This is a genomic window from Collinsella sp. HCP28S3_E9 (genome assembly GCF_052065455.1).
In the GTDB taxonomy this organism is placed as follows: domain Bacteria; phylum Actinomycetota; class Coriobacteriia; order Coriobacteriales; family Coriobacteriaceae; genus Collinsella.
This window is the reverse complement of sequence record NZ_JBQHTZ010000015.1, coordinates 26227-53047: the sequence shown is the minus strand read 5'-3', so window position 1 is coordinate 53047 and position 26821 is coordinate 26227. Positions and strand designations below refer to the sequence as shown.

Genomic DNA, 26821 nt, shown 5'->3' with positions numbered 1-26821 from the left:
CGTCGTCGGTGGTCATCTCGACGACGGTGACGTTCTCGTCGTTCTCGAAGACGGCCTTGCAGTTGGCGTAGTCGACCTGGTTGGCGCACATGTAGACCGGGGTGAACTCGGAGATGGCGCGGGCGATGGCGGCATACTGCTTCTGGGCGGGCTTGGCGCCGTGGGCCCAGGTGTCGGTGCGGTGGGGCCAGCCTATCCAGACGCGGTCCTGGGGGGCGAACTCGGCGGGCATGAAGAAGCCGTCGGCCCTCGGGGTGGACTCGGACTCGGTGATCGTACGCATAAGATTTCCTCCAAACCGGACGATCGTCTGCCGCGGGCGGGCTGCCCGCGGCCTAGGACCAAGAGATGGCGGGCGCCCGTCCCCCGGCAGAGGTCGGGGCGCCCGGCGCCGGTTTTCACGGGGTCGCACCGGCGGGCGACGACGTAGCCAGGTGCGCGGAGACGGGACGCACGAGGGATACGGGAGAGGGGTCGGGGCGGTCGGCGGCTGCCGGAGCTATCGCCTGCACCCGCCCCGGGGAATGGTTGGCGGACCCGTCGCCCGGGCACGCCTCCGAGGAGGCCGGGGTGCCCGGAACCGGGTGCCCTAGTTCTCCTCGGCCTCCTCGGCGAGGCGCTGGGCGGCCAGCTCGGGGGTGAGGCCCTTGTACTCGGTCTCGCGGCCCTTGGCGCTGACGACGCGGACGACCTCGCCGATGAGCATGAGCACGATGAAGATGATGATCATCGGGACCTTCTCGCCGATCTCGGCGGCGGAGAACGGCGCCAGCGTCGCGACGATGGCCAGGATCAGCTCGATGCAGGGGATGGCCAGCATGACCTTCATCATCGCGCCCTTGAACGGGAACGTGAAGATGCGCTCGCGGTTGGGGTCGTTCTTGCGGAGGTTGAGGAACGCCGGGAACATCGGGATGTAGGTGAGCAGCAGGAAGACGACGGAGGTGCCGAAGAGCATCCAGAAGACGCCGTTGGAGATGGCGTCGACGGGAACGAGCTGCAGGCAGAGGACCAGGGAGGCGACGACGGCGTTGACCAGGTTGGCGCCGTTGGGCATGTCGTCCTCGGAGATCATCGAGGCGAAGACCTTGGGCATGTTGCCGTGCTCGGCGGCGTAGCGGGCGACGGAGTTGACGCCGAAGGACCAGGCGGCCATGTTGGCGAACAGGGTGATCAGGAAGGCGATGCAGATGACCTTGAAGAGCACGGAATCGCCCACCATGGTCTGGACTGCGACGATCATGCCGTAGTCGGGGTCGATGGAGTCGGCCGGGATGGCGGCGCCGATGCCGAAGCCAGCGAACAGGTAGATGGCGCCAATGGTCAGGCCGCCCAGGATGATGGACTTCGGAATATCGTGGGTCGGGTTCTCCATGTCCTTGGCGAAGGTGCAGATGACCTCGAAGCCCGTGAAGTTGAAGATGATGATGGACAGGTAGCCCAGGGCGTTGGTGTTGGTGAGCTCGGGCAGGAAGGTGGCGGCGGACATGTCGCTCGCGAAACCGTTCTCCATGGCATACCAGATGCCCAGGGCGCCGACGATGACGGCAACGGCGACCTTGATCAGGGCGCCACCGTTGAGGACCCACTCGGAGTCGGCCGCCTTGGAGCGGCCCATGAGGTAGACGATCCACACGAAGGCGAGCTCGATGCCCATCTTGGCGATCAGGTTGAACTCGACGCCAAAGACCATGCCCAGGATGTCGGGGAACATGGTCGCCAGCGAGGCGATCCACAGCGGGTAGTTGACCCAGTAGTAGTACGAAATGCGGGCGCCCCACTTGTCGCCCAGGCCATCGCGTACCCAGTCGTAAATGCCGCCCTCGCCGTCATAGGTGGTGCCGAGCTCGGCGACGACCATGCCGTAAGGGAGCAGGAAGGTCAGGATCAGGAAGATCCACCAGAAGAACTGCTGGTTGCCAATGGCAGCAGCAGGAGCGGCGGCCTCGCAAACGAAGACGACGCAGATGATGGTCGAAATGACCGTCAGGAAGGAAAGCTTTTTCTTTCCGTCACTCATATTTAATCCTTTGCTCAGTCGTTTTCAGACAGGGCGCCAGTGCTTACGCGCAGTGGCGCAGATGATGGGCAGCAAGAGACAAGCATCTGCTGCCGCCCATCAGAAAGCATCGTACAGGCCATACCACACGTCGGTGTAGATGAAGTCGGCGCCCTTGATGCACTCGGCTGTCGTCGGAGACTTTGCAGTTCTCCTCGCCGATGGCCATGAGGTCGCCCATCTCCTGCGAAGGCGGGCGAGCCGTAGCTCGCCCGACCTGGTACGTCTTACAGACCGTGCTTACCGAAAGCGGCCATGCGCTCATTGATGGTGGCGCGGTATGCCGCAGCCTTCTCCTCGTCGGGCTCGCTCTGGGGGCACAGAGTGGCCAGGATGGCGCGAATGGAGTGCTTGCGGTTCTCGGCCTCGACCCAGCACAGGGAGCGCTCGGGATCGTCCATGACCTCGTCGACGACTTCCTCGCCACGGTTGGCGGGCAGGCAGTGCATGAACATGCTGTTCGGACCGGCAACGTTCATCATATCCCAGGTCACCTGGTACTTCGGATAGAACACATCCATGTAGCTGGAGCTGGAGACTTCACTGTCGTAGAGGCCGTACCACACATCGGTGTACACGAAGTCGGCGCCCTCGATGCAGGAAATGTCGTCGGAAATGGTGATGGTGCCGCCGGAGACCTTGCAGTTCTCCTCGCCGATAGCCATGAGATGCTTGCCGAACTCGGCGCGCTCCTCATCGGTGCCAATATGCAGGCAGCCGTCGGGAATCTGATGCCCCTTCGGTCCGAACTGCACGAAGTCCATGCCCATCTTCGTGCAGATGAACATGAGCGACGCGCAGGTCTGGGTGGCATCGCCGATCCAGGCAAACTTGCAGTCCTCGATCTTCTTACCGGCGGGCAAGTTCTCGATCATGGTCATGAGGTCGCCGAGCTCCTGGGTGGGATGGTTGTACTCGCTCATGCCGTTGATGACGGGGGCCGCGGAGTACTTCGCCAAGCTCACTACATCCTTATGACGATCGACGCGTGCCATGAGGATGTCGACGAGGCTTCCCATAACGCGGCCGGAGTCCTCGATGGACTCATGGCCACCCAGCTGGATGGAGCCGGGGCCGAAGAACTGGGCGTGACCGCCGAGGTCGCTCATGGCCGTCTCGAAGGAGATGCGGGTACGGGTGGACACCTGCTGGAAGATCATGCCGAGGGTCTTGTCCTTCAGCAGGTGCGGGTACTCGCCGCCCTCCTTGATGAGCCCCTTCATGGCGATGGCCAGATCTACCATGCCGAGCAGCTCTTCTTTTGTGAAGTCGTTGGTGTCGATGTAATCCTTGACCATTGAAATCTCCTTCAAAATTCGTTGGCCGGACCGCCCCTTGCGGACCGCGCTCCCATGAAGCGCCCCGAAATGAGCGAGACGCTCCCTTGCGCCACACAGCATGGGACGCACCCGTAGTTTTGAGAAGAAATAACCAGGATTATTTTCAGATTACATTAGCTCACCGCACACCTTACCCTGGCTAATCCTAGCTAATCCTAACTAATCCTAACTAGTCCTAACGCCTAGACGGATTGATATTGAACTGGTTTCTTCGCCCTGTGCGCCGCTGTCAACACCTTGCGCCTCCGTTCTAAGGAACCGACGCGCCCGACGCCCAAGAATACGTAGACGAGCTGCTCCTCGCCCTCTGCGAGCACTGTCACCTGACCGCGCGCGAGCGCGTCATCTTGAAAGAGGTGCTGCAGGGCAAGGACAACCAGAACATCGCCAGTTCGCCGCAACTGGCCCTGGGCACCGTGCAGGCCCATGTGCACAACATTCTGAAGAAAACCGGCACCACCACCCGCCAAGAACTCAGCCAGCTGTTCTGGAAGGGATGAAGAACGGCCGAAGACGGCTGATCCCGTAGGGGGCGGCCGCAGCCGGTGTGAGGGAGATTGGATGCAGACTTATCGGAGTCGACCCCGACGATGGTCAGCTTGGCATCGTCGATGTTCACGGTGAACTGGTCGGTCACGTCGTTGCCGTCGGAATCGATGACGACGGCTTGGCCGGAAACCTTGACAGGGTACTCGCCTGTATCGGTGCCCGTTGCAGAAGCCTCAACGCCGGAAACGTAGAAGGTCTGACCATTGATCTGGAACTCCAGGGTCTCGAAACCGGATACGGACTTCTCGGTGCCGTCGTAGATCACGGACTTGGAATTGGGAGTGAGGGTGATCTGGTACTTCTCGCTACGGTCGGTAACGGTCAGGGTTCCGTACGTCTTGTTGATCTGATAGTTGTCCAGATTGGTTCCCTCGTTGGGGATGCATTCGAATGCATTCTCGGAGGAGCCGACGATCTTCTGCGAGCCGGTGAAAGAATAGGTGGCACCTTGGCCATCGACCCAACCAGTATCCCGGGCAGCCTCCCCAACGGTGACCTTGTGATTGGTCAGGGGCTTGCCGTCGTACTCCTTCGAACCACTCGCGGAGGTCAGGGTGACCGGACGCTTTTCGACCGTCAATTTACCTTCGTTCTTCACGATGTTGTAGTATTCGGCAATAGACGGGTCGAGCGTTACACGAATCGCATTTTTCGATGTGCCACAATCGGTCTGAGAACCTACAAACTCTATTTCCATATGGTGAATAATAACCGAGTCTTTGTTGGCTATGCGTCGTTTGAATGTAATTACCTCTCTAATAAATCAAATATGTTACTTTTCAGCACCATCAAACCAGATTCTGCCTCCTTCGAATTAGGCACCCACCCCATCAAGACCACGAAGCATCCCCGCCCTCAGCCTCGGCCTGTTAGTCGTGTGCCTGTTCACCTGGGAGAAAGCATGCCAAAGGCAGCGCTGGACCATGGTTTGCGGCCACACCTCCGCAACCGCGCGATGAGGACGACGAGGTCCCTGGCGAGGTATATGCCGTCGACGAAGACGACCCTGTGGACCTCGTCGACGCACTCGGGCATGGGCCAGACCTCCCGGAACTCGGCCGTCCTGCGCCTGAAGGCCCGACCGCCGCAGTAGGGGCAATAGACGGCCTTCATGGGCACCTCTTCCGAAAGGGTTTTTGACGGTTCCGGAAAAGGGTTATCTACCTGCGGGAACGATAGGCAACCGGACACACATTCTGTCCGAGCGGTTAAAAGCGGGCACGGAATTTAAACGGCTGAAAAAGGGGCATCGACCTGCGCCGATGCCCCGAACGTGGACACACATTTTGTCCTATAAGCCCCCAACGTGGACACACATTTTGTCCTATAAGTCTTAGCCAACAGATTGCCTGCACAAAAAACATGGCCACCCGCAAAGGGTGGCCATGTAGATTCTATCTGCAAGAAATCTTTTGCGTGCGTGGTGTGCTTTCGCGCATTCAGTCATGCGCACCTTCGCGCTTTCACACTCTAGCACGTTCATGCGTTCATGCGTTCACGCTTTCCGCATTCTCGCGTTCGCGCTTTCGTACTGGTCTATTCGCCTGTGCGAATTACCACGTGCGGGAATTCATCTGGCGGAACTGAGCAACGGTTGGAGCGTGCGAATTCATGCCGCCGTCAACGTTGATGATCTGTCCCGTGGTGTAGGTGCTTTCATCGGAGCCAAAATATACGGCTGCATGAGCAATGTCTTCTGGGCAACCGTAGCGGTTAACCATGATGCTACCCAAGAAGATATCTTTGAGCATCTGAGGAACCTTCGCCTCGTTTTCTGGCGTAACAATCAAGCCTGGACGGATGCAATTGCAGCGGATGTTGTCTTTGCCGTATTGCAAGGCAACGTATTGCGTGAAGATGTCTACGCCCGCCTTGGCGCATGCATAAGCGGTAGAACCTAAGTCGCCTGCACATGATGCCATAGAGCCAATGTTTACGATTGCGCCGCCACCAATTTCTTTCATGTAGGGGATAGCGCACTTCGTTGCATAGAAGGTGCCGCGCAGGTCGCTTTCCAAAATAGCGTCCCACATTTCAAGGGTGAGCTCGTCAACACGACCGTCCTTGAGGGCAACGTTTGCTGCATTGTTTACCAAAATATCGAGCTTGCCGTATTGCTCTACAGTGTCTGCAATAAGCGCTTCGATGCTTGCTGGTTCGGTAATGTCGAAATAGTGGAAGCTTGCCTTGCCGCCTGCTTCAACAATTTGATCAACTACAACTTGGCCTTTTTCGGCACGACGACCACTAATAACAACCGTTGCGCCCTCGGCTGCGTATACCTTTGCGATACCGATGCCAATGCCGCTGGTGGAACCCGTTACGATAGCAACTTTGCCTTCGAGTCTACCCATTGTGTTCCCTTTCTCGTTCAAATAATCGATAAGGTATTTGTATTCCTTTTTTGCGTGTTTGTGAATATTTGCATAGAAAAAGCGGATGGCAGGCGTGTGGATTTCGGCAGGAAGGGAAGGGGCCGGCCGCGTAGCGTGCACTGCCGTATTCTTTTCTGCAGGAAAATATGTTGAGCTGCTCGTTTTTCTGTTTGAATAGTAGACAGATTTAGCATGGTCAGAGGCTGCTAGCAAACAATTTACCCCCTCAACAAATCGCTTGCTCTCTGACATGCCATGCTCGCGCACAAAGTTGGGGCCTTCCCAGACGGGAAGGCCCCTTTGCTGATTATCTTAGCGCTTCATTTCAATGGAGCTGCACCAATGGTATCCGTGCTTATTTATAGTTGTTGCGCTTTCTGAACGTGAAGAGCGCCCCAGCACCGGCAGCGATCGCCACGCCGCAGATGCCCATTGCATAGAGGGCGGCGCTATCGCCGGTGTGAGGGAGATTGGATGCAGACTTATCGGAGTCGACCCCGACGATGGTCAGCTTGGCATCGTCGATGTTCACGGTGAACTGGTCGGTCACATTGTTGCCGTCGGAATCGATGACGACAGCTTGGCCGGAAACCTTGACAGGGTACTCGCCTGCGTCGGTGCCTCTGGCCTCGGCGGTCAGACCCTCGACGGTGTAGGTGGAGCCGTTGACTTCGAACTCCAGGGTCTCGAAACCGGATACGGACTTCTCGGTGCCGTCGTAGGTCACGGACTTGGAATTGGGAGTGAGGGTGATCCGGTACTTCTCGCTACGGTCGGCAACGGTCAGGGTTCCGTACGTCTTGTTGATCTGATAGTTGTCCAGATTGGTTCCCTCGTTGGGGATGCATTCGAACGCATTCTCGGAGGAGCCGACGATCTTCTGCGAGCCGGTGAAAGAATAGGTGGCACCTTGGCCATCGACCCAACCAGTATCCCGGGCAGCCTCCCCAACGGTGACCTTGTGATTGGTCAGGGGCTTGCCGTCGTACTCCTTGCTCAAATCGGCGGACTTCAGGGTCACCACACGTGGTGTGACCTTCAATTTGCCATATCTATAGGTAATATTGTAGTTGGCGGCAGTACCTGAAGTGAAAGTTACATAAAACTCATTATCCACCTCGCCAACATCCGTCAGAGACTTGGTCCACGTGACATCTAATTCGTCAGTACCAACAAGATCTCCGCCATCGATGCTTACTGATCCGCCCTTATGTTCCTCGCCGTCGTACATCTTCTCGAGGCTACCGGAAGTCAATGTTATATCACGCCGTGAAATCAGGATCTTCCTTTTACATATAGGCTGACCATCTTCCGAAACCCTCAAAATCACGTAGCCGACTTGAGTTCCCGTTACAGAAACGATCTGCCCATTAGGCGATTTGTCAACACTCGAGATTTTGATAGCTCCACCGTTTTCTTGGGTAGGATCATAGCTCCATTCATATACAGACGTTGGTTTTCCATTGTTATAGGTATATTGTGCAGTCATGCCGTACTGAATCTGATTTGGGCCACTGATTGCATTGCCAACGGGATCGCTTACCGCCCCGCCCTCATCAGCGAAAGCTACAACGGGCAGAAAAGATGTTGCCAGCACTGCCGCCAGCATCACCCTCGCAAATCTTTTCGCAAGCGATTGGGAGAGAACTGCAGTTGCGACCTCTCCCCATTTGGAGAATGTGGCATCCATGAAGCTCATGTCTGCTCCAATCGTATCGAATTGAACCAACGTAAAACGCAACACGACGTACAGTGTGTTGCTGCGTATTTTCCATCCGGTAAAGAATAACCGAATCTTTGTTGGCTATGCGTCGTTTGAATGTAATTACCCCTCTAATAAATCATATTTGTTACTTTTCTGCACCACCAAACCAGATTCTGTCTCCTTCGAATTAGGCACCCACCCCATCAAGACCACGAAGCATCCCCGTCCAGAGCAAGCCCGAGCCGAGCAAGGGACATGCCCGAAAATAATTCTCTGTTAACTTGAAATGCAATGTTGCAATAGGGAACGCACGCTTGAATTGGAGGATACGATGAAGATACAGGTTAAAGAGACCTTGGCCAGGCGCCTGCCGGTTTTCGTCCTCACGCTCGCAGCCATAGTCGGCGTTTGCGCTTTCACCTTCTCCGGCACCCAGAATTACGCCTGGGCTGAAGACGAAGGGCCCATTGCCACCTGGAATAGCGTCCCAGAGCCGGGAGTTGGCGGCGTTCCAGCAACAGCTGGAAAGAACCTTACGCTTGAAATAAAACGAGCTAGCTCGAGCGATGACCTGGAAGCCCATTTCATGAATAAGGACGGAGATACAATTCCCCCATCTGTCCTTGAGTTGATAACGGAAGAGGGATCGGTATTAACCGCCCGTTTTGATTCACCTATTTCTCCTACCCATCAAGCAGGATCTTCCATTGAAGGCTCGGATGCCAATACCCGATTCACTAAAGCAGCGCTTTACAAAACCGTCACCGTGACCTTCGATATGAAAGGCCACGGAACCCAGATCGACCCCATTACGGTCAAGAAGGGGACGTCCGTCACCCTGCCCGAGCCCACCGATACCGACTATGACTTCGGCGGCTGGTTCACCGATGAGAGCCTCACCACCTCGTTCAACGGCACCGCCGCTACAAGCATGACCGTCTACGCCAAATGGACCAAAAAGGAAAAGGTCACCGTTTCCTTCGAATCCGAATTCGGGACCGCACCTGAGGCCAAAACCGTGAACAAGGGTGAGATCGTCGAACTCCCCAATCTAGGCACTGACGGCGACTACACATTCGTTGGCTGGATCATGAAGGGCTCCGAAGGCACCGATCCCTTTATCGGCGAATACACCGCTAAAGAAAACATCACCTTCACGGCTGTCTGGGAAGCTCCCTCCACTCCCATCATCGAAATGGTCGATGTCACCTTCGACATGAACGGCCACGGCGACAGTGTGACCAAGCAGACCGAGAAGGGCAAGCCCATCACCCTTATCGATGACCCCACCGCCGAAGGCTATACCTTCAAGGGCTGGACCTACGACAAGGAAGGCAAGCAGGCCTTCGACGCCAAGAAGAACGCAGACCAGGACACCACCCTGTACGCCCAGTGGAAGAAGAATGCCGACTCCGCTCCCACCAACTCAACAATCCCCCGGACCGGTGACAACCAGATGGCACTCCTGGCATCCCTCTGCTTCAGTGCAGCAGCCCTGATCGCAGTCGGCATCGCGTTAACCGCGTATCGCAAATGCAAGCACGTATAAAGCATACGTGACGTTACCGTTTTAATTCTCGATCTAAACAGAGGGGAGTCCCGCGGGACTCCCCTTCCCATTCGCGTACCTAATTACGCTGTTCCTACTAAAATTGGGAATTCTATTCCCAGTTTTCTCCTATTCCCACTCAATAATCAAATCGTGCCGTATTTTCTTCAGTTTTTGTCGTAGTGCGGCATTTTGAAGAGTTTTACGCTGGATTAAACAAAATTCGCGAAAATCCATGTTGTCAAAATGTTGTCACGGGCTGTTTTTCGCGTGACAAACGCCTTCGTTTTGGACCAATGGCTTAGAGGTCTGAAAATAAAGTTAATTACCATAGGCAGTTCTCGATTCTGCCTTACGTTTAGTGGCTCGGCTGATGTTCGGCCGAGCCACTTTTGCTTTTGCGATTAGCTGCAACCCTTCAGATGGGGAATCCGCCTTACTCGACGGGCAGTTGGATCTCGGTGAGCCATTCGTCAACGGACTCCTTGTTCCAGATGCCGTCGATGTAGCTTTCGCGCGAAAGGCCAGCTACCGTGTAGCCGTTGTCCTCGGCGTATTTCATGATGAACGAATAAGCCTCCCCGATGTTGTCGTAGGCGTCCTGGTGGTAGATGCTTAGCACCTTGGTTTCGGGAATGGTGCGGAACTTGATGTTGTCGCTTTCCAAGCCGAACGCTTCTACGGCCTCGGAGTGGCGCACGCGCACATAGGATTCGCGGTACTCGCAATCCAGGTACTCGACGAACTCGTAGGGCGGCTCGGCGCACTTCAGGCCGGGGTTCAGGGCCCTCGCCTCGGCGCCCTGGGCGGGAATCCAGCTCATGGCGTCGGAGCATCGAGAAAGCGTGGCCTCGGAGTAGTAGACGATGCAGGCGGGGAGGGTCTTTTCGGTTACTTGGTACTTCATGCCGTTTCCTTCCAGTAGGTGGTGGATGACGGAAAGGCTTCTGGCAATCTCTGCTTCTTGCTGGTGGAGCGTGCGCTCCTGCTCCAGGAGAATCTCCTGCTCGTTTGCGCCGGCCACTATTGCCTTGATCTGGGCAACCGGAATGCCCAGCTGGCGAAGGGCCTTGACGTGCGCCGCGTCCTTGAGCTGCGATGTCTCATACAGGCGATAGCCCGTCCACGGGTCTACCTGGGCGGGCTGCAGAAGGCCCTCCTTCTCGTAGAAGCGCAGGGTCTTCACCGTGAGCATGGACAATTTGGAGAACTCTCCGATTTTCAGCATCTGAATGCCTCCTTTCCTCTGACGACGCCTACTTTGGGGCCTCCCCTTTGGGGAGGGTCAAGAAGATCATTTCCTCTTTCTCGGAAGGGGGAGCTGAGGGGTCATGGCATCGACCACTGCCGCGATTAGCGTTGGATTATCGCCATCAACGAGAAGCATCGGCTTCGCCCCGTCATAGGGGACTTGCTCCGTTGGAAAGGCTTCCAGTGCGGCAGGGACGTCTTTCAGAAGGAATCTGTCGTCGTAGACGCCGCCGAACAGGACACCGTCGCTGTACAGCATGTATTCGCCCATCATCTTGCGATGGGTCAGGGCGGGAACCTCATGCAACAGGTCGAGTATGTAATTCAGATACTCCGCGCTCGACGACATCAGTCTTCTCCTTGGTCGAATGGAATCCGAAAGTGGTTGAGCTGCATTTTGCCTTCGGTTTCCGCAGGAGGCCATGGGATGCAGCATTGCGCCTTGCTGAATCTTGTAGGGATTGCTTGGATTGAGGTTGGTGCTTGGACGCACGATGCTGCACCCGTTCGGGCATGGCCGCCAGCATGAAAGTCTGGTTACGGGTGTTGTGTATGGGCATCGCTAGTTCCTCATGCACCTGAGCCTTTCTCTCGCCGGTGCTTGCCGAAGGCTTCGGCTGGTTCTCAACACGCCTATTGTAGATTGCTGCGAGGGGCGGGACCGCCGCGAATCCTTGAAAAAAATCGAACAATGTGCGCTAGCCGCTTCCCTGTCGATTCCCATCGTTGACCTACGGGAGCGGGAATCAGCATGTAAACATTGGCGTTATTGACTCGGCGCCAACAACGCGAACAAAGCCGACAGTGTCGCTGACATCCCATTTTACTTTTCATTTCAGCATAAGATAAAAGGATGGTAAAACGATGAAAATGCCGATGAGGGCGACCCTCTGAAGAGCTGTTTTCTCTTCCCTCGATAGCAGAGTTAGATCCGATCGCCAGCACCCTGCAGAAGGTGCGGCAAGTGCGCCAGGGCGCATCGCTGTGGCGTAAGCTTTCGTGGAGAAGCGCCGTCTGACAGTGGCCACATTACCATACTCTGGTCAAGATTTTCAGTCTTGAACTTGGCGCCCCCACGCGATATTAGACATTGACCGCGATTTTGGAAGGGGTGTTGTCCATGGGATTTGACATGTGGCTTGCGTTTTCAACGAGCGTCGCGGGGTCGACGTTGGCCGAGGTGAACGGGCGGCTTGCTTCAGGTGGCCTCTCGATCACGCGGGAGGACTATCGGATGCTGGCCGAGCGCCGGGTTGAGGCGCTGGCTGACACCGAGCGGGTGGAGTTCGGGCTGCCGGCTATCGTCGAGGTAGCCGGAGCTGTGTCAGGCTCGCCGTATCTTTCGCAAACCAGCGTGGCGAAGGTGCTTGCAGAGCTGCAGGACGCCTTCTATGCCATCCGCGACGAGCTGTCCGTCGACGTGCCTGACGCGGAGATCGCCGACGCCCTGCGAAACTGCCTGGACGCGTGGGGAGACGCTGCCGAGGTCGCATCGATGCCGGCGAAGGAGGTCATGCGCTTCTCCGCCGAATACATGCGCGCGGCCGAGGCGGGGGACGACGGCGAGTACCGCATCGTCGACGACGAGGGGCGCGCGTACACATTCGATTCCGCCGAGTGGGACTTCGACGAGTATGTGGATGGCTGGGACGGAGAGGGGTGGTCCGATGGCTGGGGCGATTAGCGGAGGAGCTGGCGTCCCCAACGCAGGTAGGGCGTCGGATAATTTTACGCGCCTTCTGGCGCACGTTGCCGACCTGTACTGTGCTGCCGGATCGTCGAGCGTGTCGGCCTGCGAGATACATGAACTCGCCATGTCGGTCGCCTATGCGCTGGGCGTCGCAGACGCCACGCCCGAGGAGGCCGCCATCGTGCTCGACGTTGACGATCCCATCGTGCTCTGGCATGAGGGCGTTCGCGCACTCCAGAAGCGGACGGACGCGGCCCTCGCTCTCTGGTGGGACGTGGTTGCGACCATGCCGCCCATCCGCAACGTGGCGCTGCGCGACACGTTGGCGAGCCTGGGAGAGTTAAAGAGGCGCTACGACGTCCACTTCGCCGCGCACGAGGTCCCCTGCGACATCGACTACCAGCTGAGCGAGCCGGTGGGCCCGGGTCTTTTGGGGATCGACTACGTGGAGGCGTACCTAGCGCAGCTCCTCGTCGAGGCGCGCTGGATCGCGCGGTTCGACGTCGAGAGCTGTGTCACCGTGCTCGAGCGCATATGCCCGGACTACCGGGGCCTGCACGTAAACCTCTGCGATCTGCTGCTGCCGCACGAGAGCGAGCTGGAACCCTCCCGGGCTCGAGCCTGAACGGCCTTTGATTCAGACCCATGTTGCAATTGTGCCGATATAGGGGCATTTGCAACGTTGCTCACTTGGCGTTCATTGAATGCGGTCAGGCACCCGATTCTCGATTCGTGCACGAAAAAAGCCCGACTCGCTAAGCGAGTCGGGCTCAAGTTCTGCAGTTAAGGCACTAATTAACGACAGACTGCAAAAAAATGTGCCTTAAGTAGGATTTTAACTTACTCCCACTCAATGGTCGCGGGCGGCTTGGACGTAATGTCGTAGCACACGCGGTTGGCGCCGGGGACCTCGGCAACGATGCGGCCGGAAATGCGGGCCAGCACATCGTAGGGCAGCTTGGCCCAGTCGGCGGTCATGGCATCACTGGATTCGACGGCACGCAGGATGATCGGGCGCTGATAGGTGCGCTCGTCGCCCATAACGCCAACGGACTTGATGTCGGGCAGGACCGCGAAATACTGCCAGCAGCTGTGCTCGGAGTTGCGCTCGCCGGTCTGCTCAAACAGGCGCTGGTTGTAGGCATCCAGCTCCTCGCGCACGATGGCATCGGCGTTTTTGAGGATCTCGAGCTTCTCCTTGTCGACCGCACCGATGATGCGGATGGCCAGACCCGGGCCCGGGAAAGGCTGACGGAACACGATATGACCCGGCAGGCCCAGTGCCAGACCAAGAGCGCGGACCTCGTCCTTAAAGAAGTGATCAAGCGGCTCAATGAGGTCGAAGTGTACGCCCTCGGGGAACGGGATCAGGTTGTGATGGCTCTTGATGGTGGCCGTCTTGCCGCCCGTCTTGCGAGCGCCGGACTCGATGATGTCGGGGTAGATGGTGCCCTGAGCCAGGTACTTGACCGGCTTGCCATCGGTCTCGAGCTGCTGCGCCACGGCGAAGAACTCTTTCCAGAACTGAGTACCGATGATGCGGCGCTTCTCCTCGGGCTCGGTCACGCCGGCCAGAAGCTCGGCATAACGGTCCTCGGCGTGAACGTGGATAAAGTCGACATCGAACTGCTTGGTGAAGACCTCCTCCACCTGCTCGGGCTCGCCCTTGCGCAGCAGGCCGTGGTTGATGAACACACAGGTCATCTGCTTGCCCACGGCGCGAGCGCCCAGCGCAGCCACGACGGAGGAGTCGACGCCACCGGACAGGGCCAGAATCACGCGGTCGTTACCGACCTTCTCGCGGAACTCGGCCGTCATGGTCTCGACCAGGTTGTCCATGCTCCAGTTGGGCTCCAGACCGCAGATCTCAAACAGGAAGTTGCTCAGCAGCTGCTGACCGTACTCGGAGTGCTTGACCTCGGGGTGGAACTGCGTGGTGAAAATCTTGCGCTCGGGGCACTCCATGGCAGCAACCGGGCACACGTCGGTGCTGGCGGTAACGGTAAAGCCCTCGGGCACCTCGGACACGGCGTCGCGGTGGCTCATCCACACGGTTTGCTGCATGGGCGTGGAGTTAAAGAGCTTGGCGCCGGCAGTGCGCGTAATAGTGGCGCGGCCGTACTCGCCCACCTCGGAGTGACCGACCTTGCCGCCGAGCGTCACGGCCGTGATCTGATGGCCGTAGCAGAAGCCCAGGACGGGAAGGCCCAGGTCAAAGATGGCAGGATCGATGGACGGAGCGTCCTCGGCGTACACAGAGGCCGGGCCGCCGGAAAGGATGAGCGCAGAGGCGTTCATCTCGCGAATCTCATCGGCCGAGATGTCGCAGGGAACAATCTCGGAATACACGTTGAGGTCGCGGACGCGACGGGCAATGAGCTGACCGTACTGCGCACCAAAGTCGAGTACGAGGACCTTTGCGGAAGCCCTTTGATCCATGGTTTCCCCCTCTTGTTGGCGGGGAGCCGATGCCCACCCGCGCGAATAAACGAGAATAACTTTCATAGTGTACACGTTATATGGGGTTTCTCGTCCCTCGCAGCCATCAGCGCACGGCAAACGCACGACCTGGGCCCCTATTTGACGGCAATTGAAGTGTTACCAAACGTTACAGATGATGTAATACGTTTGAACATTGGACGCCCTGTGCCACAATACTGCCGAACGACTCCGCCTCTGGGGCGGCAAATACGATAGGAACACCAACATGAAGCGCATCCTTCTCATCGCCACGGGCGGCACCATCGCATCGACCGAGGACGGCAACGGCCTCTCCCCCGCCCTGACCGGTGAGGAGCTCGCCCAGAGCGTCCCCGAGATCTCGGGCCTCTGCGAGCTCGACGTGGTGCAGCCCATGAACATCGACAGCACCAATATGCGTCCCAGTGACTGGATGCGTATCCGCGACGTCATCGTCGAGGGCTATACCGACCACGACGGCTTCGTGATTCTGCACGGCACCGACACCATGAGCTACACCGCGGCGGCGCTTTCTTACCTGATTCAGGACAGCCCCAAGCCCATCGTGCTCACCGGCTCGCAAAAGCCCATGGGCAACCCCTTTACCGATGCCAAGCTCAATCTGTACCAGAGCCTGCTCTATGCGCTTGACGAGCATTCGCACGACGTCTCAATCGTGTTTGGCGGCGTGGCCATCGCCGGCACGCGCGCCCGCAAGCAGCGCACCATGAGCTTTAACGCGTTCATTAGCGTCAACTATCCGCCCATTGCCTACATCCGCAACGACCGCATCGTGCGCAACGGGCTCCACGGCACCCACCAGAATGAGAGCCCGGTTCGTTTCTACGACCGTATCGACCCGCGCGTGTTTGTCCTTAAGCTCACACCCGGCGTGAATCCAGGCATATTGGACGCCCTGACCGATAGCTACGACGCCGTAATTCTGGAGACCTTTGGCATTGGCGGTATTCCCGAGTTTGGCGAGTCCGGCGAGTCATTCCAGGAGGCGATTTTCCGCTGGGTCGATTCGGGTCGAACCGTCGTTATGACCACACAGGTCCCCGAAGAGGGCCTCGATCTGGGTGTTTATGAGGTCGGCCGTGCCTACGCCGACCATCCGGGTATTTTACGCGGCGACGATATGACCACCGAAACGCTCGTGGCCAAGACCATGTGGGCGCTCGGCCAGTCACGTGATGCGGCCGAGATTCAGCGCCTGTTCTACAGCCAGGTCAACCATGACCGCATCCCGATGGTGTAGCTAAAACAAAATCTGCCTCTTTGGGCCTTGTAGGGCACGTGGTACCTCTCGGAACGTGCAAAAAGCGGAGTTTTCAGCACCCGCCCCTTCCGGAAACGTTAAAACCGCTAGCTGTAAATCGCTTTTCGGTTCGATAGGCTCGTCCCATGCGTCTAATATTCCTCATAATAATGAATTTTGTGGATAATCAAAAACAGCAAGCATCGTATTTGCGCCTTCGGTTGCTGTCAATTTATTGAGGGATGCTGAATACTCGGGTTTTTGCACGCCGCCATCGGGGGGACCCGTTCAGCAAACGACAAATCTAGCAAAAACGCCTACTCAATGCCCTCGAGAAGCTCTGACACCGTCATGCCAAGCGCGGGCGCAAGTTTAAATAAAATCTCGAGCGTGCTGTTTGCCGTTCCGCTTTCGATTTGATCGAGATAAGGTCGGCTGATTCCAACCGCCACGCAAAAATCGACCTTGGAGATACCAAGGGCCTTGCGCGTCCGCTCGACTCGCTCGCCAAGAATCTGTTTCGCATGTTCGTTCATGCAGACGAGTTTGAAATGGAGCAAAACAAAAACGTAAACTATAGTTTACGTTTTGCCCAATATACAGGAGTTTTCTATGTCGGGTTCTTCGGTCCGCATGTACCGAGCCACGCTTCGCACAAACAGCGCACCGCCCAAGCTCGTCGTCGTTGAAGCAGAATGCCTTTCGCCCGATGAGCGCACAGCATTTGCATTGCTATCAAGTCGCGTCGCCGCCGTTTTGGTCCCTTGCCCGGCGCAAGGTGAACTTGCCATCCAATGCCAAGCGCACGGCTGCTCACTCAATCAGGCTGCCGTAATCACAACCAGCCAGTGTGGCCTGCCCCTTCTCTTGGAAGCCGGTATCGCGCTCTGCCTTCGCGGTGCCGGATACGAAAACGAGGCCGCCGCCGATGTGGTCTTTCAACCACGATCGAGCGGCGGCCTCGCAGCAGCCATCGAATATGCTTGCAGGCTCGTTGCCTAAAGGCGCAAGCTAAAAGCCCAGGCCAAAGCCTGTGCCGGTAATCGCCGAATACATAAAGTAGACGTTAATTACGTTGAGGAATACGCCCGTGATGCAGCCGTTTCGCAGGTAGCGCTCGCACACGATGCGCGCCATGGCGGCGGAGTCCTCATTGTTCTTTGCCTGGCGTCCCGCCGTAAAGTACGTCGCCACGCTCAGCAGCAGGTTGAGCACCGGCAATGCCAGCAGCTCGTAGCTCTTGCCCCAGCGCGTCACCTCACCGGCAGCATTAAACTTTGTTGCCACCTCGGGACCAATGTTGGGGATTACAAACGCTGCGACCACCAGCGGAAGCACTGCAAGCACCAGCAGCGCGATGCCCATGTAGCCAGCTTTTTTTCCATATTTAAACATGCTCGCCGTCCTTACACGTTAAAGCGGAAGTGCACGACGTCGCCATCGGCCATGACATACTCTTTGCCCTCGATGCGCAGCTTGCCTGCAGCCTTGGCGCCTTGCTCGCCACCGAGCTCGATGTAGTCGTCATAGCCAATGACCTCGGCCTTAATAAAGCCGCGCTCAAAGTCGGTATGGATGACACCGGCGGCCTGCGGGGCGGTCGCGCCCTGACGCACCGTCCAGGCCTTGACCTCCATCTCGCCAGCCGTAAAGAACGACTGCAGACCGAGCAGCTTGTAGGCTGCCTGCGCGAGCACGTCCAGGCCGGGCTGCTCCAGGCCCAGGCTCTCCAGGTAGTCGGCCGCATCCTCGGGATCGAGCTCGGAAAGCTCGGCCTCGATCTTGGCGCAGATCGGCAGCGGCTTGACGCCATCGATGGGCGCCAGGTCCTCGTTGAGCATGTCCTCGTCCACGTTGGCCACATACAAGATGGGCTTCATGGTGAGTAGGAACAGGCCCTTGGCAGCGGCGCGCTCCTCGTCGGTCATCTCCATGGACGCGGCGCGCTTGCCCTCGTTGAGCCAGGCGAGCAGGCGCTTGGCGACCTCAAACTTGGGCATGAGCTCCTTGTCGCGCTTGGCCTCCTTCTCGAGCTTAGGCAGCTGCTTCTCGAGCGTGCCCATGTCGGCCAGGATAAGCTCGGTCATGATGGTGTCGGCATCGCCGGCGGGATCGACGAACTCGCCCGTACGACCCACCTCACGCATGACGTTGGGATCCTTAAAATAGCGCACGACCTCGCAGATAGCGTCGGTCTCGCGAATGTTTGCCAAGAACTGGTTGCCCAGGCCCTCGCCCTCGTTGGCACCCTTCACCAGGCCCGCGATGTCGACAAACTCGACCGTAGCCGGCACAATGCGGCCAGGGTTGACAATGTCGGCGAGCTTTTGCAGGCGGCTATCGGGCACATCGACGATACCCACGTTGGGGTCGATCGTGGCGAACGGGTAGTTGGCGGCAAGGCCGGTCTTTTTGGTAAGCGCGGTGAACAGCGTCGACTTGCCCACGTTGGGCAGGCCCACGATACCGATGGAAAGGGACACGACAGCTCCTTTTGGTACAGGTACTTCAAACTGCATAAGTATAGCGCCGCCGCAGCATCCGGGCGAATCCGGACACCGCGGCGGCGCAAATGAAGCAGAGATGCGTGAGAGTTCGAGACAGCAGTCCTTACTTAAGCTCGGGCCAGTAATCCTTGTTGGCCTCGATGAGCTCGTCCAGGATCTGCTTAGCAACGCTCGCCGAAGGAATGGTCTTGGAGAGCGTGAGCGCCTGCCAGAGCTTCTGGTAGCTGCCCTCGACCCAAGCCTGGACAACGAGCTTCTCGACGGAAACCTGCTGCTCCATGAGGCCCTTCTGGAACTGCGGGATCGGGCCCTGGCAAATCTTCTCAAAGCCGTTGGAACCGACGATGCAAGGCACCTCGACCATGGCCGTCGGGTCGAAGTTGGGCACAGCGCCATCGTTGGGGACGATCAGCAGGAAGCGCTCGAGCGTGTTCTCGGCCAGCGCGCAGGCAAGGTCGACGATGTAGTTGGCATGTACATCTGGCTCAAAGCCGCCGTCTTTAGCCGTACCCTTGGCGATGATGTCGCGGCAAGCGCCAAAGACCTTCTTCTCGCGGCCGTCCATAACCTCATTGGCACGAGTGTAGTTGGGGTCAGACGTCTCGACGACATAGTCCGGGTACAGGTAATACTTGAGGTAGGTATTGGGAATCGTCTCGGGATCGACAGCATAGACATCCTTGGCCTTGCCGAAGGTGTGAATCCAGCTCTCCTCGACATGCTGCTCCTTACCGGCCTCGTGCTCGATGCCGTCCAGGTAGCCGTTCTTAGCCATGTGCTCCTTAATCTGCGGCATGAGGTCGTTGCCGTCCTTGTCGTAGATCTTGCTCCACCAACCAAAGTGGTTGAGGCCGTAGTAGCTATACTGCAGCTCGCGGCGATCCTTGATGCCGCACATACGGCTCATCTTATCCATGAGGTCGATCGGCATGTCACAGATGTTGATGATGCGGCTGTTGGGGCGCAGCACGCGGCAGGCCTCGGCGACGATAGCTGCGGGGTTGGAGTAGTTGAGCATCCAAGCGTTGGGGCTGTACTTCTCCATGTAGTCGAGGATCTCGATGACACCACCGATGGAGCGCATGCCATAGGCGATACCGCCGGCACCGCAGGTCTCTTGGCCAACGCAACCGTACTTGAGAGGAATCTTCTCGTCGAGCTCACGCATGGCGTACAGGCCGACGCGGATGTGAGCAAGCACGAAGTCGGTCCCGGTGAATGCGGTCTCGGGGTCGGTGGTGTAGTTGAACTCAACCTCGGGGGCGTTCTCGTGGAAGTAGATCTCGCAGGCCTTTGCCACGATCTCCTGGCGCTCGGCGTTGTTATCGTAGAAGGTCACCTTGTTGACCGGGAAGCGGTCGCGCTCCTCAAGCAGCATCAGAGCGATGCCCGGGGTGAAGGTAGAGCCACCGCCGGCAATGGTCACGGCATAGTTTTTCTTGGACATGATGTCCTCCTCATTCTGGCCGCTTGCTCAATCCATCCCCGTACGCGGCCTGCACGGTTTGGAATTGTTACCTAGAAGTGGATTTTTTATCTCTAGAATCGGCCTTGTGGTGCATACCGGCTCTGCAAGGCCGATTGTTTCGATGGACGATGGTTTACAGAAGACTCTCGAACTTCTCGCGAACCTGCGGGACGGTAAGGCCGATGATGACCTGGATCGACTGGCCTTGGACCACCAAGCCATGCGTACCGATTGCCTTGAAGGAAGCCTCAGGTGCAACGACGCCCTTGTCCTTGACGTTAACGCGCAGACGGGTAACGCAGTTAGTTACATCGATGACGTTATCCGTGCCACCGAGTAGATCGAGGATGTTCTCGGCAAGCACCAAGCGCTCATCATCTTTACTCTGGGCGACCGATTTGCTAGCAGCAGCACCGCCCTGCTTTTGCTTGTAGTCGGCCTTGGACTTGAGCTCGACCTCAACATCGTCATCCTCGCGACCGGGGGTCTTAAAGTCGAACTTGACGATCAGGAAACGGAAGACCACGACCCAAAGAGCGGTAAAGCACAGACCGACAAGGATGGAGATGGCGTACTGCAGACCGTGTGCGGCCCAAAGGGGCAGCCAGTCCCACGAGAGCATCGAGATGATGCCTCCGTCAAAGATGCCTACGACGCCAAGGAGGTTTTGAGCCATACAGCCGAGCGCTCCGAGCACGCAGTGGACGACGAACAGGCCGGGCGCGACGAACAGGAAGGTGAAGTCAAGCGGCTCGGTGATACCGCAGAGCATGGCGGTAAGGGTGACGGGAATGAGCAGAGTCTTGACGCGCTGTTTGCGCTCGGGTTTGGCGGTCATATAAAACGCAATGGCGACGCCAAGCGAGCCGAAGACTTTAGTCCATCCGGGGCAGGTATAGGCAGCCCAGGGTGCGGCATCCTTAAGAGCAATGCTCGGATCGGCAGCCAGTTGGGGCAGGATGTTGGCCCAAGCGGCAAAGATGCCGCCGTTGACCGCCGCATTGTCGTAATAGAATGGCGTATAGATAAAGTGGTGCAGGCCTGTAGGGATCAGCAGGCGCTCGAAGAAAGCAAAGACGCCCACGCCAAACGTACCGGCGGAAAGGATGAATCCCTGGAAGGCGGCGATAGCAGCCTGAACATGCGGCCACACCAGGCAGGCGATAATAGCGACCGGAACCATAACGAAGAAACCGATCATATAGATGAACACGGAGCCCGAGAACACGCCCAACCACTCGGGGAGCTCGGTATCGAAGAACTTGTTATGCAGCATCGTGGCGATACCAGAGATAATGAGCGCGCCCATGATGCCCATATCAAGCGTTTTGATGCTTGCGATAGTGGCAAGACCAGTACCGCTGCCCGCCTCGACAGAGTAGTCGACCCCAAAGACAGGGCCCCACTGCCCCAAGATTGTGCTTACAAAGTAGTTGAAGGTAAGGTAGATGGCCAAAGTCTCCATGCAGCAGCGAGCGTTCTGCTTGTTCGCAAGCGAGATTGGCAACGCTACGCAAAACAGCAAAGGCATCTGGTTAAAGAGCGTCCAACCGCCCTGGAGCAGCACATTCCAGCAATCAAACCAAAGATGGCCCGCTGTGGCCATCTCGCCAAAGATCGCCTCGGTGGTAAACAACGTACCCAGGCCGACGATGATTCCGGAAAATGCGAAAAGAATTGCAGGCGCGTACATTGCACCGCCGAAACGTTGTATCTTTTGCATCATGACGGGGAATCCCCCTCTCTTCATTCGGAGCGACTGCGGTTTTGGCTTCACTCGAGACCGCAGGCGCGCCGTTTGCGTGTACCTCGTGCAATAGGACGGGTGGGCCCGTGTCCCCGACTTCTTGCGCTTCTGTTTTTATCATATCACTTATCTAGACAAGTTAATACTGTTTCTGTGTTCGGTCAGCGGTCAATAATTGACGGCGAACGGTTTATTTCTAGTATTTTGCCTGTTATTACATGTTATTGCCTGTTTGTCTTAATTATTCAAAACCAAAATATTTATCAACTTGTCTAGATATGCTTGTATAAGAATGTTTACATACCTATACTTCAATACAACATTCACCGCCATGTAAAGGAGTCACCATGAAAAGCGCGGTCTTCTATGGAAAGCACGATCTCAGGGTCGAGGATTCGGCAAAACCGGCCGTGGGCAAGCGCGACGTGCTGATCAACGTCAAAGCTTGCGGCGTCTGCGGCACCGACGTGCATATCTATGAAGGCGACAAGGGTGCAGCGGATGTTACCCCGCCAACGATCCTTGGCCATGAGTTCGCTGGCGTTATCGAGGCCGTGGACTGCGATGTCACCGGCTTTAAGCCGGGCGATCGCGTGTGCATAGACCCCAACCACCCTTGCGGTTGCTGCGAACCCTGCCGCGACGGTATCAACCACTACTGCGAGCATATGACCGGCTACGGCACCACCGTCAACGGCGGCTTTGCGGAGTACTGCTCCGTCGATATGCAGCAAGTCTACAAGTTGGGCGAACACACCAGCTTCGAGCAGGGTGCCATGACCGAGCCCGTGGCGTGCTGTCTGCACGGCATCGATATGTGCAACATCAAGCCCGGCAGCACAGTTGTCGTTATCGGCGGTGGCATGATCGGTCTGCTCATGATGCAGCTTGCCAAAAACGCTGGTGCCACCAAAGTCGTTTTGCTCGAACCCGTCGAAGGCAAGCGCGAAGTTGCGCTCAAACTCGGCGCCGATCTGGCGATTGACTCCATCCATGAGGACGTCCCGGCCCGCCTGAAGCAGGAGGGCGTCGGCAACGTCGACGTTGTAATCGAATGTGTCGGTAAGCCCGTCACCATTGAGCAGGCCATTAGAATCGCCGGCCATAAGGCCACGGTTATGATGTTCGGACTTACCAAGCCCGATGAGACAATCACCGTCAAGCCCTTCGAGGTCTTCCAGAAGGAGCTCGTGCTCACCTCATCCTTCATCAATCCTTATACGCAGCGTCGCGCGCTCGAGCTCATCGACTCGGGCAGGATCGACGTTTCTTCGATGGTCGCAAAGGTGGCTTCCCTCGAAGAACTCGGCGCCATCCTGTCAGACCCAGCTCTGCGTGCCATGGGTAAATATATAATCGACCCCAGCAAGTAAATCGATCGACACTTGCACGAGCAGTCCTCGTCCACCGCTCGCGCACTCAGCTCTAGGAGACCGTCATGGCGCGAGCCATCTTCCAAACCATTTATGACAACGTGAAGCAGTCGATTGACGACGGCACATACGCCTATCTAAGCTATCTGCCTTCGGAGACTGAACTCACGCAGCTGTTTGGCTGTTCGCGTATGACGGTCCGTCGCGCCATCTCGATGCTTGCGGCAGATGGCTACGTGCTCCCCCAGCAAGGCAAAGGCATGCGCGTCATTCGCAACATCAGTGACGAGACGAGTCGTGGCGGCGGCGGACTCGAGACCTTTAAGGAAATCGCAGCCAGCCGAGGCTTTGAGCTCAAAACGGTTACCACTGTCTTTGAGCTCCTCGTCTGTAACAAGGCGCTCTCCAAGATTACCGGGTTTCCTGAAGGCTGTGAGCTCACGCGTGCCAAACGCATCCGTTATGCAGACGGACGAGCCGTATGCTCCGACGACTCCTATTACCTAAGCTCACAGGTACCGGGGCTGACACCCGAGATTGTCAACGACTCGATCTATCGTTACCTCGAAGAAGGCCTTGGCATTAAGATTGCCACGGGCAAACGCGATGTAACGATTGAGCATCCCACGCCCGAGGATGCACGCGTGCTCGATCTCGACGACTTTAACGCACTCGCCGTTGTACGCGGGCAGACCTACAACGCCGACGGCATCCTTATGGAATACACCGAGACCAAACAGGTCCCCGGGTTCTTTTTGCTCCATGAAACCGTGACGCGCAACGGTACCGGTCGAACCGGCCACCAAAGCAGCATGAACTAACCATCTATTAGTTGCGGTGGGATAGTTCCTAGAATGGCCCGCTTAAGGGCAAAACGGGAACTATTCCACCGCAACTTTTTTTGCCGGCGGGGCAGTACCTGTCCCACCGGCCATCATTTACGCTCTTTTAGCTAGTCCGCGAGCTTCTCCACCTGGTCGAGCATCTTGTCGAGCTTGGCCTTCGCCTCGGCTTTTACCTTTTGGGCCTCTTCGTGGGCTTTGGCCTTCTGAGCGGCCTTTTCCTCGGCTTCGGGGTCGACGACAACCAAGTTGGACGCATCGTGTTCGACCAGCTTGAGCGCATGTTCGGGACAAACCTTGACACAGGCGCCGCAGCCCAAGCAATACGTGGACTCCAACGCGAAGCGGCCGCTTCCCACCAAATCGCAGGCGAACGTGGGGCATACATTGACGCACTCGCCACACGACGTGCACTTGTCAAAATCGCACTCCGGCGTGCTCACCTGCATGTTCTGGGCAAGCTCGGGATGGTTCTGCAGCGTCGAAAGCACCAGCTGCCGCCCGTGCGTGAGCGAACGGCGACGCTTTGCCGTCGTGGTGCCGCACATGGTGTTGAGCGTGCGCTCCAGCTGGGTAATCTGATGGCGATGGGCCTTCAACTTCTGCGTCACCGAGGCCAGCGCCGCCGTCGCCGGGTTGAGCTTGGTCACCGTCAGACCCGTCGTGCGGGCAATCTTTTCCATGTATTCCTTGCGCTCGTACTCGCGGAGCTTATGGCACTTGAGGCTCTTGGGGTCGACCTCCAGGCCCATACCCGTGCCAGACCACTCCTCAGCCTTCGCAATCGCCTCGCCCAGGATATCCTCGCCACCGGTGTTGCGGCATTTATCGCACACGCCCAGCGGAAGGTACACGCTCACGTTGGGATAGTCCGCCAGTACCGAGAACCAGGTCTCGGCCGTAATATCGCCCACGCAGGCAACGACGACCTCGTTCTCGCGCGGCATGCGCTTGAGGGCGCGCGTGCAGGTGACGTAGGCGGTCTCGTGGCTCGTTGCCGCCGAGACAATGTCGTCATACAGGTTTTTGGGCGCCAGGCGCGGCGAGATGATTGCCTCGGTCGGACAGGCAGCGGCGCACAGGCCGCACTTGCGGCAGGAGTCGAGAATCTCGATGGAGTCTTCCTCGACCTCGATAGCGTTGACCGGGCACACATCCATGCACGCGGAGCAGCCACTCTTTTCGTTTTTGCAGGTCAGGCACGGAATGGTGTTGCCGCGCGGACGCTCCTTGTAGTCGGCGGGATTCCACTGCGGCGCCGACGGATCGAGCGCATCGGTCACACCGCCAAGCGGGTTTTTAAGAAAGTCGAAACCCTTGCTGATCTCGATAATGTCATCAAACAGATCGTGTTCCTGCGCCATGCGCGGCCCCTCCCTGAGCAGTGCAAACAAGCAAGAGATAATGATACGCTATCGGCCCACGCCTCGGGCAAATTACATGCGGCGCATCATTGAGACAAATAGCCTATGGCCTATCGCCGCCTCGATTGCACAAGGTCAATCAAGCGCCAAGCTATGCCTCGCACATGAGCTGCACGAGCTTTTGTTTGGTCACCTTGGCCTGTTCGTTAGCCATATTGCGCTCGTTCTTAAAAGTTGCGTCCGCAACGCTCAGCAGGTCGGCATCGGAAATCTCGCCAAGGCCCAGCTCCTCGAGTGTCGTCGGCAGACCAACGCGCTGGCAAAACTCGAGCACCTGATCAAGCTCGGGCGCGCGCTCCAAACGAAGCTGCACCACCAGGCCAAATGCCACGGCCTCACCATGCATGGCCTTGCACTCGGGCAGAATCGTCAGGCCGTTGGCGATGGCATGCGCCAACGCCAAGCCACCGCTCTCAAAGCCGACGCCCGAGAGTAGGATATTGCACTCGATCAGGCGCTCAACCGCCGGCGATATACGACCCTTTTTAAGATCGCGCTTGGCAGCGACGCCGCACTCCATGAGTGTGTCATAGCAGGCACGAGCCGCAACCAAGGCCAAGTGTCCCGGCGCGCCACCGTGCTCGTTGGCGCCGTACGCCGCGGCGCACGAACGCGCCTCGAAGTACGTTGCCAGTGCGTCGCCCATGCCAGCGACCGTCATACGCAGCGGGGCTGCCGCGACCACGCCGGTATCGACCACAACCAAATCTGGATTCTTTTCGAGCATCAGATAGCGGTCGAACGACCCATCCTCGTGATACAGCACCGAAATCGCGCTGCACGGGCCGTCCATCGAAGCCGCCGTGGGGCATACGCACAACGGCAGTTCAGCATAAAACGCAACGGCCTTGGCGATGTCGAGCATCTTGCCACCACCGATGCCGACCACCATGTCGCAACACTCAGCCTGGGCTTCCTTGGCCATTTCGACAACGGCCTCTTCCGTACACGGACCGTCATAAATCTTAAAGAACGGCTCGCTTAGATCTTCGTCCAGAAATCCATCGACGATCTGCCTGCACAGCCGATCCTCGGTGCCCTGGTCAAACAAGACATAGGCAGCGCAGCCCAACCATGACAAATATCTGCCCTGACGCGAAAGTTCGCCCGACCCCTGAACATACCGGCCGGGACCGCCATAAACCATAGGAAGCGCCATACGAGAATCCGCCCTTCATCAAACAACGATTGGTGCAAAGCCACCTGTCCCCTTGTGGCAAC

At 57.6% G+C, this 26821-nt stretch carries 23 protein-coding genes and 1 pseudogene; 8 read left to right on the top strand and 16 right to left on the bottom strand.

Features of this window, described 5'->3' with window-relative positions:
* The 3 genes from ACTNA2_RS07925 to ptcA all read right to left on the bottom strand — a co-directional run.
* On the bottom strand, positions 1-283 hold a 283-nt coding region (locus ACTNA2_RS07925), incomplete at its 3' end, for an agmatine deiminase family protein (protein ID WP_441049121.1).
* Positions 284-589: 306 nt separating this feature from the next.
* Positions 590-2020, bottom strand: a complete 1431-nt coding sequence (locus tag ACTNA2_RS07920; protein WP_441049119.1) for an APC family permease — start codon at positions 2018-2020, stop codon at positions 590-592.
* Positions 2021-2286: 266 nt separating this feature from the next.
* Positions 2287-3357 (bottom strand): putrescine carbamoyltransferase, encoded by a 1071-nt coding sequence (gene ptcA / locus ACTNA2_RS07915; protein WP_441049117.1) that lies wholly within the window; start codon positions 3355-3357, stop codon positions 2287-2289.
* 398 nt (positions 3358-3755) lie between these two features.
* Here ptcA and ACTNA2_RS07910 point away from each other — a divergent pair, with 398 nt between their 5' ends.
* A complete protein-coding gene (locus ACTNA2_RS07910; protein WP_441049123.1) occupies positions 3756-3899 on the top strand; it encodes a LuxR C-terminal-related transcriptional regulator in 144 nt (47 codons plus the stop codon).
* An 893-nt stretch (positions 3900-4792) separates the two neighbouring features.
* Here the strand turns inward: ACTNA2_RS07910 and ACTNA2_RS07905 are convergent.
* The 3 genes and pseudogenes from ACTNA2_RS07905 to ACTNA2_RS07895 form a co-directional block, all read right to left on the bottom strand.
* Positions 4793-5028: pseudogene (locus ACTNA2_RS07905) on the bottom strand (hypothetical protein); the annotation flags it as partial.
* 473 nt (positions 5029-5501) lie between these two features.
* Positions 5502-6575, bottom strand: a complete 1074-nt coding sequence (locus tag ACTNA2_RS07900; protein WP_441049115.1) for an SDR family NAD(P)-dependent oxidoreductase — start codon at positions 6573-6575, stop codon at positions 5502-5504.
* Positions 6576-6678: 103 nt separating this feature from the next.
* Complete coding sequence (locus ACTNA2_RS07895) at positions 6679-8022, bottom strand: LPXTG cell wall anchor domain-containing protein (RefSeq protein ID WP_441049113.1); 1344 nt, start codon at positions 8020-8022, stop codon at positions 6679-6681.
* Positions 8023-8359: 337 nt separating this feature from the next.
* Between ACTNA2_RS07895 and ACTNA2_RS07890 the strand changes: the two genes are divergently transcribed.
* The gene (locus ACTNA2_RS07890; protein ID WP_441049111.1) at positions 8360-9577 is read left to right on the top strand and encodes an InlB B-repeat-containing protein; all 1218 of its coding nucleotides are present in this window, start codon (positions 8360-8362) and stop codon (positions 9575-9577) included.
* Between the two features lie 436 nt (positions 9578-10013).
* Here ACTNA2_RS07890 and ACTNA2_RS07885 read toward each other — a convergent pair whose 3' ends face one another.
* Positions 10014-10805 (bottom strand): MerR family transcriptional regulator, encoded by a 792-nt coding sequence (locus tag ACTNA2_RS07885; protein WP_441049109.1) that lies wholly within the window; start codon positions 10803-10805, stop codon positions 10014-10016.
* Positions 10806-10871: 66 nt separating this feature from the next.
* On the bottom strand, positions 10872-11177 hold the full coding sequence (locus ACTNA2_RS07880) for a TfoX/Sxy family protein (protein ID WP_441049107.1): 306 nt from the start codon (positions 11175-11177) through the stop codon (positions 10872-10874).
* A 771-nt stretch (positions 11178-11948) separates the two neighbouring features.
* Between ACTNA2_RS07880 and ACTNA2_RS07875 the strand changes: the two genes are divergently transcribed.
* Both ACTNA2_RS07875 and ACTNA2_RS07870 read left to right on the top strand, forming a co-directional pair.
* The gene (locus ACTNA2_RS07875) at positions 11949-12512 is read left to right on the top strand and encodes a DUF6323 family protein (RefSeq protein WP_441049105.1); all 564 of its coding nucleotides are present in this window, start codon (positions 11949-11951) and stop codon (positions 12510-12512) included.
* Positions 12496-13143 (top strand): DUF6179 domain-containing protein, encoded by a 648-nt coding sequence (locus ACTNA2_RS07870; protein ID WP_441049103.1) that lies wholly within the window; start codon positions 12496-12498, stop codon positions 13141-13143. The genes ACTNA2_RS07875 and ACTNA2_RS07870 overlap by 17 nt, the downstream gene beginning before the upstream one ends.
* A 215-nt stretch (positions 13144-13358) precedes the next feature.
* Here the strand turns inward: ACTNA2_RS07870 and guaA are convergent, their stop codons facing one another.
* Positions 13359-14957, bottom strand: coding sequence for a glutamine-hydrolyzing GMP synthase (gene guaA, locus ACTNA2_RS07865; RefSeq protein ID WP_441049101.1), 1599 nt, complete (start codon positions 14955-14957; stop codon positions 13359-13361).
* Between the two features lie 268 nt (positions 14958-15225).
* Here guaA and ACTNA2_RS07860 point away from each other — a divergent pair, with 268 nt between their 5' ends.
* On the top strand, positions 15226-16239 hold the full coding sequence (locus ACTNA2_RS07860; protein WP_441049100.1) for an asparaginase: 1014 nt from the start codon (positions 15226-15228) through the stop codon (positions 16237-16239).
* 317 nt (positions 16240-16556) lie between these two features.
* Here the strand turns inward: ACTNA2_RS07860 and ACTNA2_RS07855 are convergent, their stop codons facing one another.
* Positions 16557-16775 (bottom strand): helix-turn-helix domain-containing protein, encoded by a 219-nt coding sequence (locus tag ACTNA2_RS07855; protein WP_427719445.1) that lies wholly within the window; start codon positions 16773-16775, stop codon positions 16557-16559.
* 76 nt (positions 16776-16851) lie between these two features.
* On the opposite strand from ACTNA2_RS07855, the gene ACTNA2_RS07850 reads away from it, so the two are divergent.
* A complete protein-coding gene (locus ACTNA2_RS07850; RefSeq protein WP_441042349.1) occupies positions 16852-17241 on the top strand; it encodes a hypothetical protein in 390 nt (129 codons plus the stop codon).
* A 9-nt stretch (positions 17242-17250) separates the two neighbouring features.
* Here the strand turns inward: ACTNA2_RS07850 and ACTNA2_RS07845 are convergent, their stop codons facing one another.
* From ACTNA2_RS07845 to ACTNA2_RS07830, 4 genes are all read right to left on the bottom strand, one after another.
* On the bottom strand, positions 17251-17634 hold the full coding sequence (locus ACTNA2_RS07845) for a DUF1648 domain-containing protein (RefSeq protein ID WP_427719441.1): 384 nt from the start codon (positions 17632-17634) through the stop codon (positions 17251-17253).
* An 11-nt stretch (positions 17635-17645) separates the two neighbouring features.
* Positions 17646-18722: a redox-regulated ATPase YchF gene (gene ychF / locus ACTNA2_RS07840; RefSeq protein ID WP_089572784.1), complete on the bottom strand. Its 1077-nt coding sequence runs from the start codon at positions 18720-18722 to the stop codon at positions 17646-17648.
* Between the two features lie 127 nt (positions 18723-18849).
* Positions 18850-20193 carry a 6-phospho-alpha-glucosidase gene (locus ACTNA2_RS07835; RefSeq protein WP_441049098.1) on the bottom strand — a complete coding sequence of 448 codons (1344 nt, stop codon included), beginning with the start codon at positions 20191-20193 and terminating at the stop codon, positions 18850-18852.
* 154 nt (positions 20194-20347) lie between these two features.
* Positions 20348-21940 (bottom strand): alpha-glucoside-specific PTS transporter subunit IIBC, encoded by a 1593-nt coding sequence (locus ACTNA2_RS07830; RefSeq protein ID WP_441049097.1) that lies wholly within the window; start codon positions 21938-21940, stop codon positions 20348-20350.
* A gap of 368 nt (positions 21941-22308) precedes the next feature.
* Here ACTNA2_RS07830 and ACTNA2_RS07825 point away from each other — a divergent pair, with 368 nt between their 5' ends.
* Both ACTNA2_RS07825 and ACTNA2_RS07820 read left to right on the top strand, forming a co-directional pair.
* Positions 22309-23334 carry a zinc-dependent alcohol dehydrogenase family protein gene (locus ACTNA2_RS07825; protein ID WP_441049095.1) on the top strand — a complete coding sequence of 342 codons (1026 nt, stop codon included), beginning with the start codon at positions 22309-22311 and terminating at the stop codon, positions 23332-23334.
* Between the two features lie 65 nt (positions 23335-23399).
* Positions 23400-24155 carry a GntR family transcriptional regulator gene (locus tag ACTNA2_RS07820; RefSeq protein ID WP_441049093.1) on the top strand — a complete coding sequence of 252 codons (756 nt, stop codon included), beginning with the start codon at positions 23400-23402 and terminating at the stop codon, positions 24153-24155.
* 131 nt (positions 24156-24286) lie between these two features.
* On the opposite strand, the gene ACTNA2_RS07815 is transcribed toward ACTNA2_RS07820, so the two are convergent.
* The gene (locus tag ACTNA2_RS07815) at positions 24287-25540 is read right to left on the bottom strand and encodes a 4Fe-4S binding protein (protein WP_154517950.1); all 1254 of its coding nucleotides are present in this window, start codon (positions 25538-25540) and stop codon (positions 24287-24289) included.
* A 151-nt stretch (positions 25541-25691) separates the two neighbouring features.
* The gene (locus ACTNA2_RS07810; RefSeq protein ID WP_441049091.1) at positions 25692-26759 is read right to left on the bottom strand and encodes a glycerol dehydrogenase; all 1068 of its coding nucleotides are present in this window, start codon (positions 26757-26759) and stop codon (positions 25692-25694) included.
* Positions 26760-26821: the final 62 nt, after the last annotated feature.

Bases quoted from the DNA above. Each gene is read 5' to 3' on its own strand.
- ACTNA2_RS07815 (WP_154517950.1), bottom strand. From the start codon at position 25,540: ATGGCGCAGGAACACGATCTGTTTGATGACATTATCGAGATCAGCAAG.
- ACTNA2_RS07810 (WP_441049091.1), bottom strand. From the start codon at position 26,759: ATGGCGCTTCCTATGGTTTATGGCGGTCCCGGCCGGTATGTTCAGGGG.
- ACTNA2_RS07855 (WP_427719445.1), bottom strand. From the start codon at position 16,775: ATGAACGAACATGCGAAACAGATTCTTGGCGAGCGAGTCGAGCGGACG.
- guaA (WP_441049101.1), bottom strand. From the start codon at position 14,957: ATGGATCAAAGGGCTTCCGCAAAGGTCCTCGTACTCGACTTTGGTGCG.
- ACTNA2_RS07895 (WP_441049113.1), bottom strand. From the start codon at position 8,022: ATGAGCTTCATGGATGCCACATTCTCCAAATGGGGAGAGGTCGCAACT.
- ACTNA2_RS07845 (WP_427719441.1), bottom strand. From the start codon at position 17,634: ATGTTTAAATATGGAAAAAAAGCTGGCTACATGGGCATCGCGCTGCTG.
- ACTNA2_RS07875 (WP_441049105.1), top strand. From the start codon at position 11,949: ATGGGATTTGACATGTGGCTTGCGTTTTCAACGAGCGTCGCGGGGTCG.
- ACTNA2_RS07890 (WP_441049111.1), top strand. From the start codon at position 8,360: ATGAAGATACAGGTTAAAGAGACCTTGGCCAGGCGCCTGCCGGTTTTC.
- ptcA (WP_441049117.1), bottom strand. From the start codon at position 3,357: ATGGTCAAGGATTACATCGACACCAACGACTTCACAAAAGAAGAGCTG.
- ACTNA2_RS07825 (WP_441049095.1), top strand. From the start codon at position 22,309: ATGAAAAGCGCGGTCTTCTATGGAAAGCACGATCTCAGGGTCGAGGAT.
- ACTNA2_RS07820 (WP_441049093.1), top strand. From the start codon at position 23,400: ATGGCGCGAGCCATCTTCCAAACCATTTATGACAACGTGAAGCAGTCG.
- ACTNA2_RS07850 (WP_441042349.1), top strand. From the start codon at position 16,852: ATGTCGGGTTCTTCGGTCCGCATGTACCGAGCCACGCTTCGCACAAAC.
- ACTNA2_RS07920 (WP_441049119.1), bottom strand. From the start codon at position 2,020: ATGAGTGACGGAAAGAAAAAGCTTTCCTTCCTGACGGTCATTTCGACC.
- ACTNA2_RS07885 (WP_441049109.1), bottom strand. From the start codon at position 10,805: ATGCTGAAAATCGGAGAGTTCTCCAAATTGTCCATGCTCACGGTGAAG.
- ACTNA2_RS07900 (WP_441049115.1), bottom strand. From the start codon at position 6,575: ATGTCAGAGAGCAAGCGATTTGTTGAGGGGGTAAATTGTTTGCTAGCA.
- ACTNA2_RS07880 (WP_441049107.1), bottom strand. From the start codon at position 11,177: ATGTCGTCGAGCGCGGAGTATCTGAATTACATACTCGACCTGTTGCAT.
- ACTNA2_RS07860 (WP_441049100.1), top strand. From the start codon at position 15,226: ATGAAGCGCATCCTTCTCATCGCCACGGGCGGCACCATCGCATCGACC.
- ACTNA2_RS07830 (WP_441049097.1), bottom strand. From the start codon at position 21,940: ATGATGCAAAAGATACAACGTTTCGGCGGTGCAATGTACGCGCCTGCA.
- ACTNA2_RS07870 (WP_441049103.1), top strand. From the start codon at position 12,496: ATGGCTGGGGCGATTAGCGGAGGAGCTGGCGTCCCCAACGCAGGTAGG.
- ACTNA2_RS07835 (WP_441049098.1), bottom strand. From the start codon at position 20,193: ATGTCCAAGAAAAACTATGCCGTGACCATTGCCGGCGGTGGCTCTACC.